At 35.9% G+C, this 15,933-nt stretch carries 16 protein-coding genes and 1 pseudogene; all 17 read right to left on the bottom strand.

What is annotated here, in order from left to right; all coding sequences use genetic code 11:
- Positions 1 to 56 precede the first annotated feature (56 nt).
- Positions 57 to 1,316: a M16 family metallopeptidase gene (locus ACTCAF_RS07320; RefSeq protein ID WP_463062643.1), complete on the bottom strand. Its 1,260-nt coding sequence runs from the start codon at positions 1,314 to 1,316 to the stop codon at positions 57 to 59.
- A gap of 70 nt (positions 1,317 to 1,386) precedes the next feature.
- Positions 1,387 to 1,995 (bottom strand): phosphoribosylglycinamide formyltransferase, encoded by a 609-nt coding sequence (purN, locus tag ACTCAF_RS07325; protein WP_463062644.1) that lies wholly within the window; start codon positions 1,993 to 1,995, stop codon positions 1,387 to 1,389.
- Complete coding sequence (gene purM, locus ACTCAF_RS07330; protein WP_463062658.1) at positions 1,992 to 3,014, bottom strand: phosphoribosylformylglycinamidine cyclo-ligase; 1,023 nt, start codon at positions 3,012 to 3,014, stop codon at positions 1,992 to 1,994. The genes purN and purM overlap by 4 nt, the downstream gene beginning before the upstream one ends.
- A 15-nt stretch (positions 3,015 to 3,029) precedes the next feature.
- Positions 3,030 to 4,331: a response regulator gene (locus tag ACTCAF_RS07335; protein ID WP_463062645.1), complete on the bottom strand. Its 1,302-nt coding sequence runs from the start codon at positions 4,329 to 4,331 to the stop codon at positions 3,030 to 3,032.
- Entirely contained in the window at positions 4,303 to 4,680 is a 378-nt protein-coding gene (locus ACTCAF_RS07340) for a hypothetical protein (RefSeq protein ID WP_463062646.1), read from the bottom strand. The genes ACTCAF_RS07335 and ACTCAF_RS07340 overlap by 29 nt, the downstream gene beginning before the upstream one ends.
- The gene (locus tag ACTCAF_RS07345) at positions 4,667 to 7,018 is read right to left on the bottom strand and encodes a hybrid sensor histidine kinase/response regulator (protein WP_463062647.1); all 2,352 of its coding nucleotides are present in this window, start codon (positions 7,016 to 7,018) and stop codon (positions 4,667 to 4,669) included. The genes ACTCAF_RS07340 and ACTCAF_RS07345 overlap by 14 nt, the downstream gene beginning before the upstream one ends.
- A gap of 2 nt (positions 7,019 to 7,020) precedes the next feature.
- A complete protein-coding gene (locus ACTCAF_RS07350; protein ID WP_463062648.1) occupies positions 7,021 to 9,177 on the bottom strand; it encodes a methyl-accepting chemotaxis protein in 2,157 nt (718 codons plus the stop codon).
- 9 nt (positions 9,178 to 9,186) lie between these two features.
- Positions 9,187 to 9,666, bottom strand: coding sequence for a chemotaxis protein CheW (locus ACTCAF_RS07355; protein WP_463062649.1), 480 nt, complete (start codon positions 9,664 to 9,666; stop codon positions 9,187 to 9,189).
- A complete protein-coding gene (locus tag ACTCAF_RS07360) occupies positions 9,663 to 10,025 on the bottom strand; it encodes a response regulator transcription factor (RefSeq protein ID WP_463062650.1) in 363 nt (120 codons plus the stop codon). The genes ACTCAF_RS07355 and ACTCAF_RS07360 overlap by 4 nt, the downstream gene beginning before the upstream one ends.
- A 16-nt stretch (positions 10,026 to 10,041) precedes the next feature.
- The gene (locus ACTCAF_RS07365; protein ID WP_463062651.1) at positions 10,042 to 11,289 is read right to left on the bottom strand and encodes a response regulator; all 1,248 of its coding nucleotides are present in this window, start codon (positions 11,287 to 11,289) and stop codon (positions 10,042 to 10,044) included.
- A 126-nt stretch (positions 11,290 to 11,415) separates the two neighbouring features.
- Positions 11,416 to 11,901 (bottom strand): pantetheine-phosphate adenylyltransferase, encoded by a 486-nt coding sequence (gene coaD / locus ACTCAF_RS07370; RefSeq protein ID WP_463062652.1) that lies wholly within the window; start codon positions 11,899 to 11,901, stop codon positions 11,416 to 11,418.
- Positions 11,898 to 12,407: a 16S rRNA (guanine(966)-N(2))-methyltransferase RsmD gene (rsmD, locus tag ACTCAF_RS07375; protein ID WP_463062653.1), complete on the bottom strand. Its 510-nt coding sequence runs from the start codon at positions 12,405 to 12,407 to the stop codon at positions 11,898 to 11,900. The genes coaD and rsmD overlap by 4 nt, the downstream gene beginning before the upstream one ends.
- Entirely contained in the window at positions 12,343 to 13,380 is a 1,038-nt protein-coding gene (locus tag ACTCAF_RS07380) for a radical SAM protein (RefSeq protein WP_242820461.1), read from the bottom strand. Before ACTCAF_RS07380 ends, rsmD begins: the two co-directional genes overlap by 65 nt.
- On the bottom strand, positions 13,381 to 14,064 hold the full coding sequence (gene rnc, locus ACTCAF_RS07385) for a ribonuclease III (RefSeq protein ID WP_463062654.1): 684 nt from the start codon (positions 14,062 to 14,064) through the stop codon (positions 13,381 to 13,383).
- Positions 14,057 to 15,295, bottom strand: a complete 1,239-nt coding sequence (gene fabF / locus ACTCAF_RS07390) for a beta-ketoacyl-ACP synthase II (RefSeq protein ID WP_463062655.1) — start codon at positions 15,293 to 15,295, stop codon at positions 14,057 to 14,059. The genes rnc and fabF overlap by 8 nt, the downstream gene beginning before the upstream one ends.
- Before the next feature lie 45 nt (positions 15,296 to 15,340).
- Positions 15,341 to 15,580, bottom strand: a pseudogene (gene acpP / locus ACTCAF_RS07395) (acyl carrier protein); the annotation flags it as partial.
- A 24-nt stretch (positions 15,581 to 15,604) separates the two neighbouring features.
- Positions 15,605 to 15,933 (bottom strand): SDR family oxidoreductase (locus tag ACTCAF_RS07400; protein ID WP_463062656.1); only part of this gene is annotated, 329 nt, incomplete at its 5' end.

Below are 15,933 nucleotides of genomic sequence, written 5' to 3' on the forward strand. Positions count from 1 at the left end.
AATATAAATTACTTCACATTTCAAGTACTTTTTAACAAAAATTTACATTTAAAGTCTTACTGTTTTTCTTCCGGTTTTAAAACATAAATCGCTGACTTATTTTTCAAAAGCATTTCAGCTGCCATCAAAATCTCTTTTTTATCAACATGCTTTAGAAGGTCGATATACTTATCCATAAAATCGTAACCAAGCCCCAATATCTCAAAAAATGAAGAATACCAGGCTATTTTTGAATTTGTCTGAGATTCGATTAAGATACGTCCGATAACGTAATTTTTAACATTTTCAATTCTCTTATCGTCAACATCTTTTTCAATCGTATTTAGAAGCCCCTTCATCGTTTTGAGACTGTCATCCACATTGGAATAGTCAAGCCCTATGTAGGCAACCCATCTTGCATTGCATATCCTCGAAGGGTAAAATGAGCCTACAGAATATGCGTATCCTTTTTCCTTTCTAAGTTTTTCAAAATACATCGAACTCATCCCACCACCCATCAAGTCGGATAAAACTTTAAGTGGGATATACTCACTCTGAGAAGCACCCGGCGCATCTATTCCCAAAAATAGTTTTGCCTGCTTTATTTTGTCATCAGTTTCTTCCAGAAATCTGTCTTCATCAATTTGAGAACCTGAGCAATCAATTTTTATTTTCTCCCCTTTTGGAATAAGTGAAAATATTTTTCTGAGCTGCTCAATATCCTTGTCTGTAAACTTACCGGCGATACTTATTACAGCATCTGCGCCATTAATGTTTTTTTCATAGTAAGCCTTCAAGTCATCAAATTCTATTTTTTCTACCGATTCTTTTGTGCCAATACTGTCCATAGCATAGACAAAATCTTTATATGCAAGCTTGTTAAACCCTTTCATAGCAAGACTGTTGGGATTATCCTTGATACTTTCAATAGCACTTAAAACAAGTTTTTTCTGTACCATAAATATATTTTTATCAAACTTAGGTGCCGCAATAAATTCTTTCAAATCATCAATAATATACTTAAAATTATCGTACGGCACTGAAACAGAAAGCTCAAGGTAATCATTCGTTATTGAAGCGCCAATCGAACCGCCATAAAATTCTATTTTATCAAGCAATTTACTGCTTTTAACCCAAACAGATGAAAAAAGATTACCTATCCCATTATTATGAACTGTTTCCCTGAACAACCCACCTTTTACAAACATCACTATTGATATCGTTTCAGTATATTCACGAGGAATCTCTACAAATTTTGCACCGTTATCAAGCATACTCACCTCACTGGCATACAAACTGCTGACAAAAAAAAGTACTGCAAATATAATCTTTCTCATTTCACATCCCTGACTGTATAAACATATTTTTAAAACTTATACAAATGAGATAAAAGAAATATTTAAAGGTTCAATCCAAAATTGACACTCTTCTGCCCGAAATTCTCAATTTATCTTCAACAAAAAGTTTAACCGCCATCGGATAAATTTTATGTTCTTGCTTCAGTATCCGCTCAGAAAGTGATTCGACAGTATCGTCGTCTTTTATATCCACAACCGCCTGTAAAACTATCGGTCCGTTATCAACTTTTGCATCAACAAAATGAACAGTACAACCGGTAAACTTCACACCGTATTCAAGAGCCTGTTTTTGAGCATTTAAGCCTGGAAAACTTGGCAAAAGGGATGGATGTATATTCAATATTCTGTTTTCAAAAGCATTTACAAATTCCTCGCTTATTATTCTCATAAAACCGGCAAGACAAATCAAATCAACTTTAAAGCTTTTAAGAATTTCAATAAGCTTTCTGTCAAAATTTATCCTTGAAGCAAACTCCTTAGGGTTCACAAAAACCGCATTAAGACCATTTTCCTCTGCAAATTTTAACCCTTTTGCATCAACTTTATCACTTATTACCACGGATATTTCAGCATTTTCTATGAAACCCGATTTAATAGCCTGGTAAATTGCCTGAAAATTGCTCCCCCTGCCGCTCAGTAAAACCCCTATCTTTTTCAAAAGTCAACCCCTTTAACAATAACACTTTCACCTTTGTATATATCACCAATCCTATATAAATTACCGTCTTCACCAAGCATTTTATCTGCATCCTCAGGACTTAATATCATTATATACCCTATCCCCATGTTAAAAACACGGTATAATTCTCTCTCATCAATCAGTCCAAAAGATTTAAGATAACTGTAGTGCAGGCAGTCAGGTATCATTTCTGGAAATATTCGTGCAGACAAACCTTCCGGCAAAACCCTTGGAATATTTTCATAAAATCCGCCGCCAGTAATATGAACCATAGCTTTTATTGAATACCCTTTTTCAAGAAAACCCAAAATATCTTTCACATAAATTCTTGTTGGGGTTAAAAGAAGCTTGTTCAAACTTATGTTCCCTTCGACAACCTCATCCCCTTTCATTGAAAGTTTTTCAAAGAAAATTTTTCTTAGAAGGGAATACCCATTACTGTGAAAACCTGAAGAAGGGAGTCCCAATATCACATCACCTTCTTTGACATTCTGACCATTTATAATCTTTGGTTTATCGACAATTCCAACAGCAAAACCTGCCAAATCAAAATCCCCTTCTTTGTACATCCCGGGCATTTCTGCAGTCTCCCCTCCAAGCAGTGAAGCACCTGCCTGTTTGCAACCTTCGACAATCCCTTCAAGTATTTTTACGGAATTTTCTGCACTTAACTTCCCTGTAGCGATATAGTCCAAAAAAAACAGAGGCTTTGCCCCTGTCACTATCAAATCATTTACACACATGGCCACAAGGTCAATTCCAACAGTATTTAGTATCCCCGATTCAATTGCAACCTTCAGTTTTGTACCAACACCGTCGGTGGAAGAAACAAGCATAGGGGACTGCATATTCTTTGCAGCCGAAATATCGTAAAAACCAGCAAATCCTCCTATCCCTTCCGGGACATTTTCATCAAAAGTCGATGCAACAATATTTTTTATTTTATTGACAAAAAGGTTACCCTCATCAATATTTACACCAGCATCATTGTATCTTATCTTCTCTCTCATATATTATTCGCCTTTTTTAAGCTTTTCTATCTCTTCCACAATAAGTTTTTCAGCCATATCTGGCACTATCTCCCAGATAACTTTTTCAAGATTTTTAGAGAGGACTTCCCTTACTGTATCTCTTATAAAATCAAGGTCTATAGCTTCTTCAATAACCGCTTTTACAGCTTCTCTGTCCAATCCTTCAGGCACAGTTGACGAGTCTGCTTCACTAACTTCTTCTGAAACAACATCGGGTTGTTCTTCAATCTCATCCTCTTTCAACAATTCTTCTTTTATCTCATCACTTTCAACTTCATCAACAGTAATTTCTTGAGCCACATCAGTACCGTCAACCTCACTTTCCACCTTTTCTGCTGCCAAATCCTCTTCGTCCATAAGGAGTTTATCAATATCACTTTCTTCACTTACCTCTTCAAGCTCGCCAAATATATCCTCATCATCAATTTCGGACTCTTCGGGCTTTATTTCTTCAGTATCCTTCAAATCTTCATCAGATTCTTCAACGATGTCCGTTAAAATATCTTCGGATAATTCAGTTTCTTCAATCTTTTCCATAGGTTCAAAATCTTGTTCGAACCCTTTTTTATCATCTACAGCAGTTTCAAAAATATCTTCAAAATCATCTTTTTCTATATTTAACTCTTCACTTTCCTGTAAAGATTCCTCCGGTTTTTCTTCAATCTCAGAAAATGCCTCTTCAAGTTCCAAATCAAGCTTTTCATCTGCCTCACTTTCTTCAGGAATCTTTTCATCTGATTCAGTCTCAGAAATCACATCTTCCTCAGATTTAGAAATTTCTTCATCACCCAGAATATCATTAAAATCTTCAAATTTATTCTCTTCAGAATCTTTTTCATCGGTATCTATAGATGCAAGCAACTCTTCAACAGCCTCATCCTTTTCTGCTTCTTTTTCAGCCGGCACCTCTTGAATCTGGTCTGTGGAAACCATGCTAAATTTATCAAGTTTTTCATCCAGGAGAGATGAATTAAAAGGCTTTACAATAAAATCATCCGCATTGGTTGCGCTTAAATTACCTTCGCTAAAATGATCAAATGCCCCTACAAGCAAAACAACCGAAGCACCTATTTCTGACTTTATTTTAGAAACAAACTCATCCAGCTTTATTCCTTCAAGCTTATTATCAAGAAGCACAATATCCGGAGAAAACGTCCTTAATTTATTTTCCGCATCCTCAGCCGTAAATACTTTTTCCACTTCATACTTTTCCTCGTCCACAGACAAATCTATTACCCTGTGGATTGTCATACTATCATCGATTAGAAGGACTTTCTTCTTCATAGTCTACCTCTGTTATTTTTTCAAAATCTATAAGGTAATATATTATACCATTATATTTCACCATTCCCTTAATAAACTCTATCACAAAAATATCTTTTTCAAAAGGGAATACTTCTCCTATTTCGGAAACTTCAATAACTTTTTCCACAATCATTGCTACAATATCGTCATCACGACCTAAAAATATTACCTCTTCAGACTCTGAGCCGGTATTTAAAAGTTTCTGAAAATTAACAGATTTAATCTCCCTTAAATCATCTTCAACATCCGATTTGGAGGCTACATGCAGTACATATTTTACTTCCACTATAAAGTGAAAATCCCCTTGTTTAAATTTAAGCCCTTTCAAAAATAACCTCTCTAATCTTCTCTTTTATTTTATCTTCATTTAGCGGTTTTATAAGAAAATCATTTGCTCCAAGCTCATATGCTTTATTTTTATGCTTTTCCGTTGCTCTGGAAGTTAGAACAAAAATTGGTGTTGAATGGTCGAGGTAGTAATTTCTTATTTTATCTATTAACTCATATCCATTAACCACAGGCATCTCTAAATCGGTAATAATGAGATCATATTTTCTTTTTTCCAGTTTTTCCAGTGCATTTGCCCCATCATACGCTTCATCTACAACACAATTTATATCAACAATTATTGAACTGAGAAATTTTCTTATACTGATAGAGTCATCTACAATCAAAACACTATTCGGAATATATGTTTTTTCTTCCTTTTTAGCCTCTGAAACCTTAGAGCTTGCGTATTTCAATGTGTCTCCTGATTTTGATTCAATAAGGCGTATCGGTTCTACAATTAGCCTTACTTCTCCGCCAGGGCTTATTGTAGCACCAGTGTAATGTTTCAACCCTTCAACCAGCTTTCCAAGTTTTTTTGTAACAGCAGTTTCTCTTCCTACAATCTCATCAACCGTAATTATGTAGGGTTTCTTCCCACCCTCAACAACTACCCCTACACCATCTTCTCTAAATTCTGCACTATGCACCTGCTTTAGTAAAACGCCAAGATCATGGATTTCATAAATATCATCTCTAATCTTATAAAAATAGTGCTCACCTATTTTTTTTACATTTTCTGTTTTTATATTAAATGATTCATAGACTGAAATAATCGGTATAGAAAAAACCTGAGAATTTTCCTTAAGCAAAAGATAATCAGCTATAAGAAGTGTTACAGGAACACTCAGCTGAACACATAGCCCTTTGCCTTCACTGTTTATAATAGAAATATTCCCTCCAAGATTTTCAACCTGCCTTTTCACTACATCAAGTCCCACTCCACGCCCGGAAATTTCAGATGCTTCTTTTTTTGTGGAAAAACCAGGTAAAAATATATAGTCAAGAAGTCTGTCTGCTCTTATACTTCTTGCCTCATATTCTGAAAGCATCCCTTTTTCTACCACTTTTTCTCTAATCAAATTTATATCAAGGCCCCTTCCATCATCTTCTATTTCCAGAATTACATAGCTTCCTTCACGTTTGCCTCTAAGAGAAATTACACCTTCCTCACTTTTACCTTTCTGCTTCCTGACTTCACTATCCTCAATCCCGTGAGAGATGGCATTTCTGACAAGGTGAATAAATGATTCGGTCAGTGCATCAATCAGCGTTTTATCCAGCTCAACTTTTTCCCCGCTTATCTGAACCTTTACCTTTTTATTTTCAGCAATTGCGGCACTCCTTGCTGCCCTTGATGCTGCGTTGAAAAGTCTATCAATAGGCACCAGTCTCATGGAAGTAAGACCTTTTTGAATGCCATCAGTAACTCTGTTTATATATCCAATCTCCTCACCAAAAAATTCAAAATTTTTGAAAATATCACCAATAATCATTACAATATCATTGCCAATCTCCTGCAACCTTCTGGAGAGAATATTGAAATGATCGTATCTATCAAATTCCCCTTCTGAAAACCCGTCAAGAAGTTCTTCAGAATAGCCTTTCGAAAGCTCCTGGTCTGAAAATAGGGTGTATGAATATTTATCTTCAAACTCCCTTATAAGGTGTATTAACCTATTTTTTGTATATTCAAGGTTCAAACTTAAATCCTGAATCGCTTTAACACGCTCAAGCTGTCTGTTTTTATTGGTAATAAGCTCACCTGCAAGATTTAGAAGACTATCTATTTTATTGAGCTTTACTCTGATATAACTGTCAAAACTTTGTTCACCAATATTAGAAAACTTTTCATCTGCCATTTCAAGGACTTCAACTCTTGTTGGTTTTGGCCTGAAAGACTTTTTTGGAGGTTCAAAATCTACACTGTTTTTATCATTCAAGTCACTAACGTTACTGCTTTTTATCAATTCTATTTCTTTCAAAAACTCCTCATAAACTGTATGTCCAAGGTCGTCCTTTTTAGTTTTAATCTCTCGTTCAAACTTTTCAAACAAATTAATTAAAGAGGTAATTATCCCCTCATTTATCTTTCTGTTTCCGGTACGAAACTCATCAAGAAAGTCTTCCAATTTGTGAGCAACATCGGAAGTATTGATAAATCCGACCATGGCAGCCGAGCCTTTGATTGTATGAGTACTGCGAAACATTTCATCAATAATTGACCAGTTTTCAGGAGACTTTTCAAGCACAATGAGACCATTTAAAATGGTCTCAAAGTGCTCTTCACTTTCCATCAAGAAAAATTCTACCAATTCCTGTTTATTAATTTTTGCCATCTTTAAACTCTGAATTTATCAACCGCTTCCTTAAACATTTCAGCCAGTTGTGAAAGTGTAGCTACAATCATATTTGTCTGCTTAACACCTTCAACGGTACTTTCAGCAATCTCCCTTACTTTTTCGATTGAAACTGCTACATTGTTTGCCTCTTCAGCCTGTTTAATAACCTCAAGGGAAATTTCACGTATAGAATCTCTCGCATTTAAAAGTGCTTCGTTAATTTCCCTGAGAGAAGCACCCGCTTTTTCTGCCAAGTCAGAACTTTGCTCAATATTCACAGTACTTTCTTCAACAAGCTTTACAGTTTCAGAAGTTTCAATCTGAATAGATTTAATAAGCTCTGCAATCTCCTTGGTCGCTTTTGTACTTCTTTCAGCAAGCTTTCTGATTTCATCAGCAACAACCGCAAAACCATGTCCATATTCGCCTGCCCTTGCAGCCTCAATTGCTGCATTCAGAGCCAAAAGGTTTGTCTGATTGGAAATTTCACTAATAACATTTGTAATATCGCCAATCTCAAGAGATCTCTCACCAAGGCTTTTTACCTTTTTAGATGCAAGCTGCGAATATCTTTTAACATTAAGCATTGCATCAACGGTATCATCAAGCATTTTCAAGCCCTTTTCAGCAACATCAGAGGCTTTGTTGGTAATCTCAACAGTTTCCTCAGACTTCATTGCTGAACTTTGACTGTTTTTCTTAAAAATATTGATTACTTCATATGTCTTATTAAGCTCCTCAATCTGAATGTTCGCGCCTTCACTTGTCTTTTCAGCTGCAAGAAGTAGCTTTTCAGTAGCATCCACTATCGAATCACCGGCACTTTTAATATCATTAATCAACTCTCTGATATTTCCTGTCATCATATTAAATGCATCAGCTACCGCACCAAGTTCATCCGCAGTAACCTCAGCTTCTACGGTAAGGTTACCTTCTGCCGCTTCGGAAACAACATCCATAAGATTGATAGCCTGATTCTGAAGCCTTTTTCTGTTCTCTTCAGTTTGAATATAACCAGATATTCTTTCCAGCATTTCATTAAAACCCTCAGCGAGGCTACCTAATTCGTCAGAAGTTTTTGAGGTAACACGAATATCATATTCCCCTTCCATAACTCTTTGCATTGCACCATTAAGCTCGACAACCGGAGAAAGGGTCCTTCTCATAAGTATCAACGTTACAAGGAAAACCAACATGGCAAGGACTGCAGTAATTCCCATAGAAAAAAGACCGCCACGCTGAATGCTTGCAAGTTTGTAGTTTTTGTTTTTAAACATCCCCACATAAAACTCTGTATGCTTAAATCTGAACTTACCAAAAGATGCAAGAAACGGTTTATTTTCAATTGTGACTTCTTTTTCAATAAACTTATCTACCTTAAGCTGATTTTTTATATCGTTAAACAGTGTAGTAAATTCCGGTTTTTTCTCGTATAGCATCCTGTCTCCAAAAAGAGGGTTTAATACAATGTTGCCATCTGCGTCATAAACAGTTGTAAAACCGTAATTTATAAGTCCCTCTTCTTTTGAGTGGCAGTTTGCGCATGCCCTTTGTGCCTCATGAAACTTCATTTTAGTAAACTCACTGTTTGCAAAACCAAGAAGATAGTTTCCGTCTACAACAGCTACAAGCGCACCGTAAATCCCATTCTCGTCACCTACCGGAGAGTAATAAACAACAAAGGGATTTTCCTTTGTAAGATAAGATTCAACGTAATATTCATTTAATTTTAAATCTTCAAAATATATAATCTCATCAAGTGCCGGCAGCGTTATCTCTTTATTTGAAGCCTGACCAATTATATTATACTTGCTGTCAACAAGATATACACCACTAATATCGGTATATGTCTTCAAAAATCTTTCCATCTCCGTATTTATTAAATCTGTTTTGACTCTATTTTGAAGAGCAGACTTTAGCAGCGGAGAAATGGTGAAGGTCCTTATAATACTTCCAACCTCTCTGTCCTTATTCTCAATCCTTTCAAAAGTAAGATCAACCCTTGTAGTCAAATCTTCTGAAATGTTCTTTATTTCAGTTTTTACAGAGTTTAAGTAAATTACATAAGTTGCAGCAAAAGAAACCACTGCGATTACCACAAGTACAAGCAAAATAACCTTTGTCAACAAACTGAACTTTACTCCCTTTTTAGCCATAAACAAACCTCACTTAATTTTATAATCAAGATATATTTTTTTTAAATCAAGGACACCAATCTCTTCCCCTTCAATATCAATATATTCGAGATAAAAAGGTTCGGCCCTTTTCGGAGAATCAATAAATTGTTCTTTTGTAACCTCTACAATGTTTGATGCTTCGTCAACAAAAATACCAATCAGCTCACCTTCAACATTTACTATAACAATCCGACTAAGAATAGTTTTCTTAACCTCGCTAATTTTGAATTTTTCTCTCAAATCAATAACTACAACAATTTCTCCTCTCAAATTCAAAACACCCAAAATATTATAATCAGCTCCAGGTATATTTGTAATTGAGACAAGAGGGGCGAGCTCCCTTACACTTTCCATTTCAATAAAAAATCTTAAGTTGCCTATTTTACAATCAACAAACTTTCTTAAACCTTCAGGCTTCTCTACTACCGGCAACCCTTTTGCTTTTTTCAGTAAAATCTCTTTTATCACTTAACAAACCTCTTTACGGTATTAATGAGGTCATCAATCTGAAAAGGCTTGACAATATAATCATCAGCTCCCTGCTTTTTACCCCAAAACTTATCACTTTCCTGCCCCTTCGATGTAACAAGGATTACAGGTATGTCTTTAGTAAAATCGCTTTTTTTAATCTCCCTGCATATTTGATAGCCGTTTTTACCTGGCATTACTACATCAAGGAGAATAAGATCAAACTTTTCACTATCAAGCATCTTCATAGCTGCTTCACCGTCAGCAACTGAGGAAACACTGTAACCTTCGGCCTCAAGCGCTTTCTTGATTATCTCTCTCTCGGTAAGACTGTCGTCTACAACCAATATCTTAGCCATATTTACCCCCTAAATTTTAAATTTTTAAATATCCTGTCAGAATCAACGTTCCTATTGTGTTTTTTACATATTGTCTGTTGCTGCCAAAAAACCTCAGTATATCTCTGACACATCTTTTACCGTCACAAAGCTCAAAAACCCTCGATTCAAAAGACTTCAACCCATCAGCAGAACTATCGTTTTTCATAGGTACCAGACCTTCGTCAAATACAACTTTATTAATTTCAATTCTCTCCTCTTTGAAGTCAGAAATCATTTTATTTAAATCTTCATAGGAAATCCAATTTTTGCTTTTAAATGCTTCGCTAACTTCTACCAGATCAACATAATACCTGTTGTCTTTTAGCTCAATCGCTTCAACAAGCATATTGGCAACGTAAAAAATAAAACACCTTTTCAACAGGCTATCTTCAAAGCCAAGACTTCTTATCTGAGAGTACAAGGAAACAAAATCATCAACTTCCAGAAGGCATGTGCCCGTTATATCCTGAAGAAGCTCAAACAAATCTTCTATCCTATTGTCCCCTTTGTAGCAATATGTTATATAGCCACCTGAAATCAAAAAATGGTAATCACACTCATTATTAAAAACAGTAAGCTCTCCATCAAATTTTGACATGATGTCCGTTATCTTATCTATTGTAATTGACTCACCTTTTATATCGCTTATCATATAACCTGTTTCAAATTTTAGATACTTTTCTATCGATTTTCTCAAAGTGGGCAACACATCCTTTTCAACTTTTGCAATTATCTCTTCAACAACTGAAACAGATGTATAAGTTTCACTTTTCTCATTCTTTTGACTGTTTTCCTCGTCGCCGTATGAAGCCAAGCCTTTTTTGTCCTCAATATCAAGAAGGGCATCAATCTCACTTTCGCCACCAGGGCCATTGTCACATTTATTAAGCACCTGATTTACCTTTTCCACAAGCTCATCAGGTTGAAATGGCTTTGCAATATAGTCAATGCACTTGAATTTCTCTATAAATTTATCTCCAACATCCTCAGCTTTACTTGTGATAAGCAAGACCGGTAACTCTTTCAAACCATAATCTTCTCTCAATACTTTACAAAACTGAAATCCGTTCATTTTAGGCATTATGAAATCAAGAAGAATCAAATCGGGGGAAAACTCTTTTACGAGCCGCAACCCCTCTTCGCCGTTATCTGCAAGTTTTAACTCATATTCATCTGTGCTAAAAATCATCTTAAAAAGTCTGTGCATTGTAGGGCTATCATCTACTGCAAGAATTTTAATCATTTTAAAACTCCCAAATCAAAATTTTATATATCTTTTCAATAACTCTTAACTTAAAACAAAATATCAAACTGTTAACTTTAGTCCAATACATTTTACCATATTAAACACTAATTTCAAATAAAATATTTAAACACACCCATTCCTGCATTTTTTTTCGATAAAATCTTTCACCGGGGGAGGCACAAGCTCGCATACATCTCCGCCAAGCATCGCAATCTCCCTGATCATACTTGAGCTTAAAAATATATATTTTTTATTGGGCATCAAAAATACAGTTTCACATTCAGGATTAAGCTTTCTATTCATAAGGGCGAGCTGAAGTTCAAATTCAAAATCCGATACGGCTCTTAAACCCCTCAAAACTATATTGGCCCTCTCGCTTTTCATAAAATCTACAAGAAGATTACTGAAAGGCTTGACTTCAACATTTTTTAGGTGCGAAACAGACTTTTTTATCATCTCAACTCTCTCATCAATTGAAAACATTGGCTTTTTTCTTTTATTCTCAGCAACACCTATTATAAGGGAGTCAAACATTATCACCCCTCTTTCAACAATATCAAGATGGCCATTAGTCATAGGGTCAAATGTGCCCGGATAAATTGCTTTCATATCAAAACCTCATATATCCTTATTTGTGTATCTGAATAGTCTCTTTTGTCCACTTCTTTGAAAAAATCATCCACATCAGAAAATTCTAAAGATTTTCTTTCTTCATAGACAACTAAAGTCTTATCTCTGCACAGATGCTTGACACTGTTTAGTATTTCAGAAGGCTTATATTTTTCATACGGCGGGTCTATAAAAATTATATCAAAGTCAAGGCTTATCTTCTTTAATATTGATTTATAATCACCCGTAAAAATCTTTACGTTATCCCTTAAGTTTAAGCTGGTTAGGTTTTGCTTTAGGCAAGAAGTGTCTTTATCAAGGAAGGCTACAAATTTTGCACCTCTGCTTAAGGCTTCTATACCAAACGCCCCGGTACCGGAAAATAAATCTAAAACGTATGAATCAGATATTTTACTGCCAAGAATAGAAAAAACTGAGCTTCTAAGTCTGTCTGTCGTAGGTCTTACCCCAGACCTCTTTGGCGAAACTAACAACCTCCCTTTCAAGCTGCCCCCGGTTATTCTCACTTAGCCCACTCTCCAAACTTCTACATATTCTGCTAATAGAAAAGATTTTTTCATTCTTAACAGAAAAAATTCTATCAGAAAAGTATTTTTTTAAAATACCTTTATAATTTGGCAATTTCTTGATATCTTCCTCTCTGACCGAAAGTTTACCAAACTGTTTGATATAACAGATTATTATCAATGTTTTTACCATATCTCCAAAAGCCGGATAATATAAGCCTGCTGCGATATCCTTTTTTAAAGATTCACTATCCTGAAGACCTATTCGTAAAATTTCTATACCTTTTGCTGAAAATTTTACAAATGCGTAAATAAGTCTTGAAAAAACATCCTCATAACCAAGCGGAATAAACTCTTTGCTATCATAAAGATTTTTTAGCATTGTATTATTCAGGACAACAGTAGGGTAAATTCTTACCCCGTTAACTTTTTTTTCAGCAATTGTATCGACGGTGAATTTGAAATCATCCCAGTTTTCTCCATACATCCCTACCATTATTTGAGCTACAACGTTAAACCCGGCAGTATGCAATTTATCAATCCACTCAATAGTTGTCGAAGCACTATAGGGCCTATTATTTTTAACCAAAACCTCATCAGATAGCGACTGTACGCCAAGCTCTATTGTTTTAACATAATTTTTCTTGAATTCATCAATCATTTCATCTTTTAAACAATCCGGACGTGTGGAAAATCTAAGAGTTTTAAAGCCTTTTTCCTTTGCAATATTATAAAGTAAATTTCTCGTACTTTCAGAGAGACAGGAAAAGCTGCCACCAAAGTAAGAAATCTCATCCCAGTCAGAGCAAATATTAAAGTGAAACTCTATCTGTTTTAAAACATCATTCTTCAAATTATCAATTTTTTGACCGGAAATTATATTCTGATTGCAGTAAACACATTTGCTTTTACAGCCAGAAAATGGGATAAAAACCGGAAGAATCTTCGGCATTTATTTCTGCAAATAATACAGTGCCTTTTTAGCAGCATCCTGTTCGGCCTTTTTTTTGCTTTTACCCTTGCCTTTTGCCACAGGCTTGCCACCAATATATACTTCAACCAAAAATGTCTTATCGTGCTCGGGGCCATCTTCGGAAATCACTTTGTATTCAGGCAATTGCTCAAACCTTTTTTGCGTCAGTTTTTGCAGCTCCGTTTTTCCGTCAATGAATCTGTTTTCATCAATAGTTTCATCAATTTTATCAGACGAAAGATTTATTACCACACTTCTTGCATGGTTGTAACCACCATCAATGTATATCGCTGCAATAAGTGACTCAAATATATCGCAAAGCAGCGAACTTTTAAATTTTCCTCCGCTTTGCTCTTCCCCTTTGCCAAGTCTAACAAAATCTCCAAGGTTTATAATCTTTGACAGTTCGCTTAAAAACTGCTCACTGACAAAATAACCCCTATATTTGGATAACATACCTTCATCATATTCTTTATATTTGGCAACAAGATACTCTGTGACTATCAACTGAAGTACCGCATCCCCCAAAAACTCAAGCCTCTCATAATTTCTTTCAAGCTTGTGTTCGTGGGAATAAGATTTATGCGTTAAAGCTTCCAAAAGAAGCCCCTTATCCTGAAATCTATAGTTAAGGAGCTCCTCTAAAAAACTATAATCATTCATACTTTTTCACAATAATTGAAGCATTCGTACCTCCAAACCCCAACGAGTTTGAAAGTCCCACTTTAATATCCTTCTTTATCATTTTGTTTGGCACATAATTCAAATCACAACCTTCATCAGGCTGATCAAGATTTATTGTAGGTGGAATTTCACCTTTGTAAATAGCAAGTGCAGTATAAGCAGCTTCTACACTTCCGGCTGCTCCAAGCAGGTGACCGGTCATTGACTTGGTAGAGCTAACCAACAAATTGTAAGCATGCTCCCCAAATACCTGCTTTATTGCCCTTGTTTCAATAATGTCATTGTATGGAGTAGAAGTGCCATGGGCATTTATATAGTCAACATCTTCAGGCTTCAACCCGGCATCATTGATTGCCATGAGCATACATCTTTTTGCGCCATCACCTGTTTCATCAGGAGCGGTTATGTGGTATGCATCACCTGTCAACCCATACCCAACAACTTCGGCATATATTTTTGCACCTCTGCTCTTTGCATGCTCAAGCTCCTCAAGAATCATTATACCTGCACCTTCACCCATTACAAATCCATCCCTGTCTTTGTCAAAAGGTCTGCTCGCTTTTTCAGGCTCTTCATTTCTTCTTGAAAGTGCTTTCATATTTGCAAAGCCTCCAAGCGCAAGAGGTGTAATAGCACTCTCACTGCCGCCTGCAAACATTAAATCGGCATCGCCTCTTTGAATTATTTTGAAGGCATCTCCAAGTGCATGGGTGCCTGTAGCACATGCTGTAACCACGCTACTGTTTGGACCTTTCAAACCATATCTTATAGATATCGCACCACTACCCATATTAATGATTGTTGAAGGAATAAAGAATGGTGAAATTCTCCTGTTACCTTTTTCCACATAAACAGTATGGGTATCCTCAATTGTTTTAAAACCACCAATACCTGACCCTACAATCACCCCTGCTCTGTTTGAGTCGATTTTGGAAAAGTCAATATTTGAATCCCTAACTGCAAGTTCCGCAGCAACAAGTGCAAAAACTATAAAATCGTCAAATTTTTTTGCCTCTTTCTTATCTACATACTCATTTAGATCAAATTCTTTTATTTCACCTGCTATGTGAACTGGGAATTCCGAAGTATCAAACTTTGTAATTGTTCCAATACCGCTCTTACCATTTCTTATGCTTTCCCAGTTTTCATCGATTCCCGCTCCAATGGGTGTCAGTAACCCTATGCCGGTTATTACAACTCTTCTCTTCACTAAGTCCTCCAAATTATTTTAGAGGGCATTTAGCCCTCCAAAAAATTAGCCAACGTGTTTTTTAATGTGTTCTATTGCATCGGCAACGGTTTTGATTTTTTCAGCTTCCTCATCAGGAATCTCAAGGTCAAATTCTTCCTCAAAAGCCATGATAAGTTCAACTGTGTCAAGAGAGTCAGCACCAAGGTCATCTATAAATGAAGCCTCTGGTTTTACCTCTTCAACATCAATACTCAATTGCTCTGCAATAATTTCTTTTACTCTTTTTTCAATATCAGCCATCTTTTCCTCCTGACTTGCTTTTTTATTTTAGTTAAAAAACATACCGCCGTTAACATGAATCGTCTGACCGGTTATATAGTCAGAATCACTTGAAGCCAGAAAAATCACTGCCTTCGAAACATCTTCCACATTTCCAAAATAACCAAGAGGTATCTTTTTTAGCATCTCTTGTCTAACTTCTTCTCCAAGCTCACTTGTCATATCTGTATCGATAAAACCTGGAGCCACCGCATTAACTCTTACACCTCTTGCCGAAAGTTCAAGGGCAAGAGATTTTGTAAGACCTGTAATCCCGCTCTTGCTGGATACATAGTTTGCCTGACCAATATTCCCGGTAAAGCCAACAACACTTGAAA

This window comes from Deferrivibrio sp., from assembly GCF_055117995.1.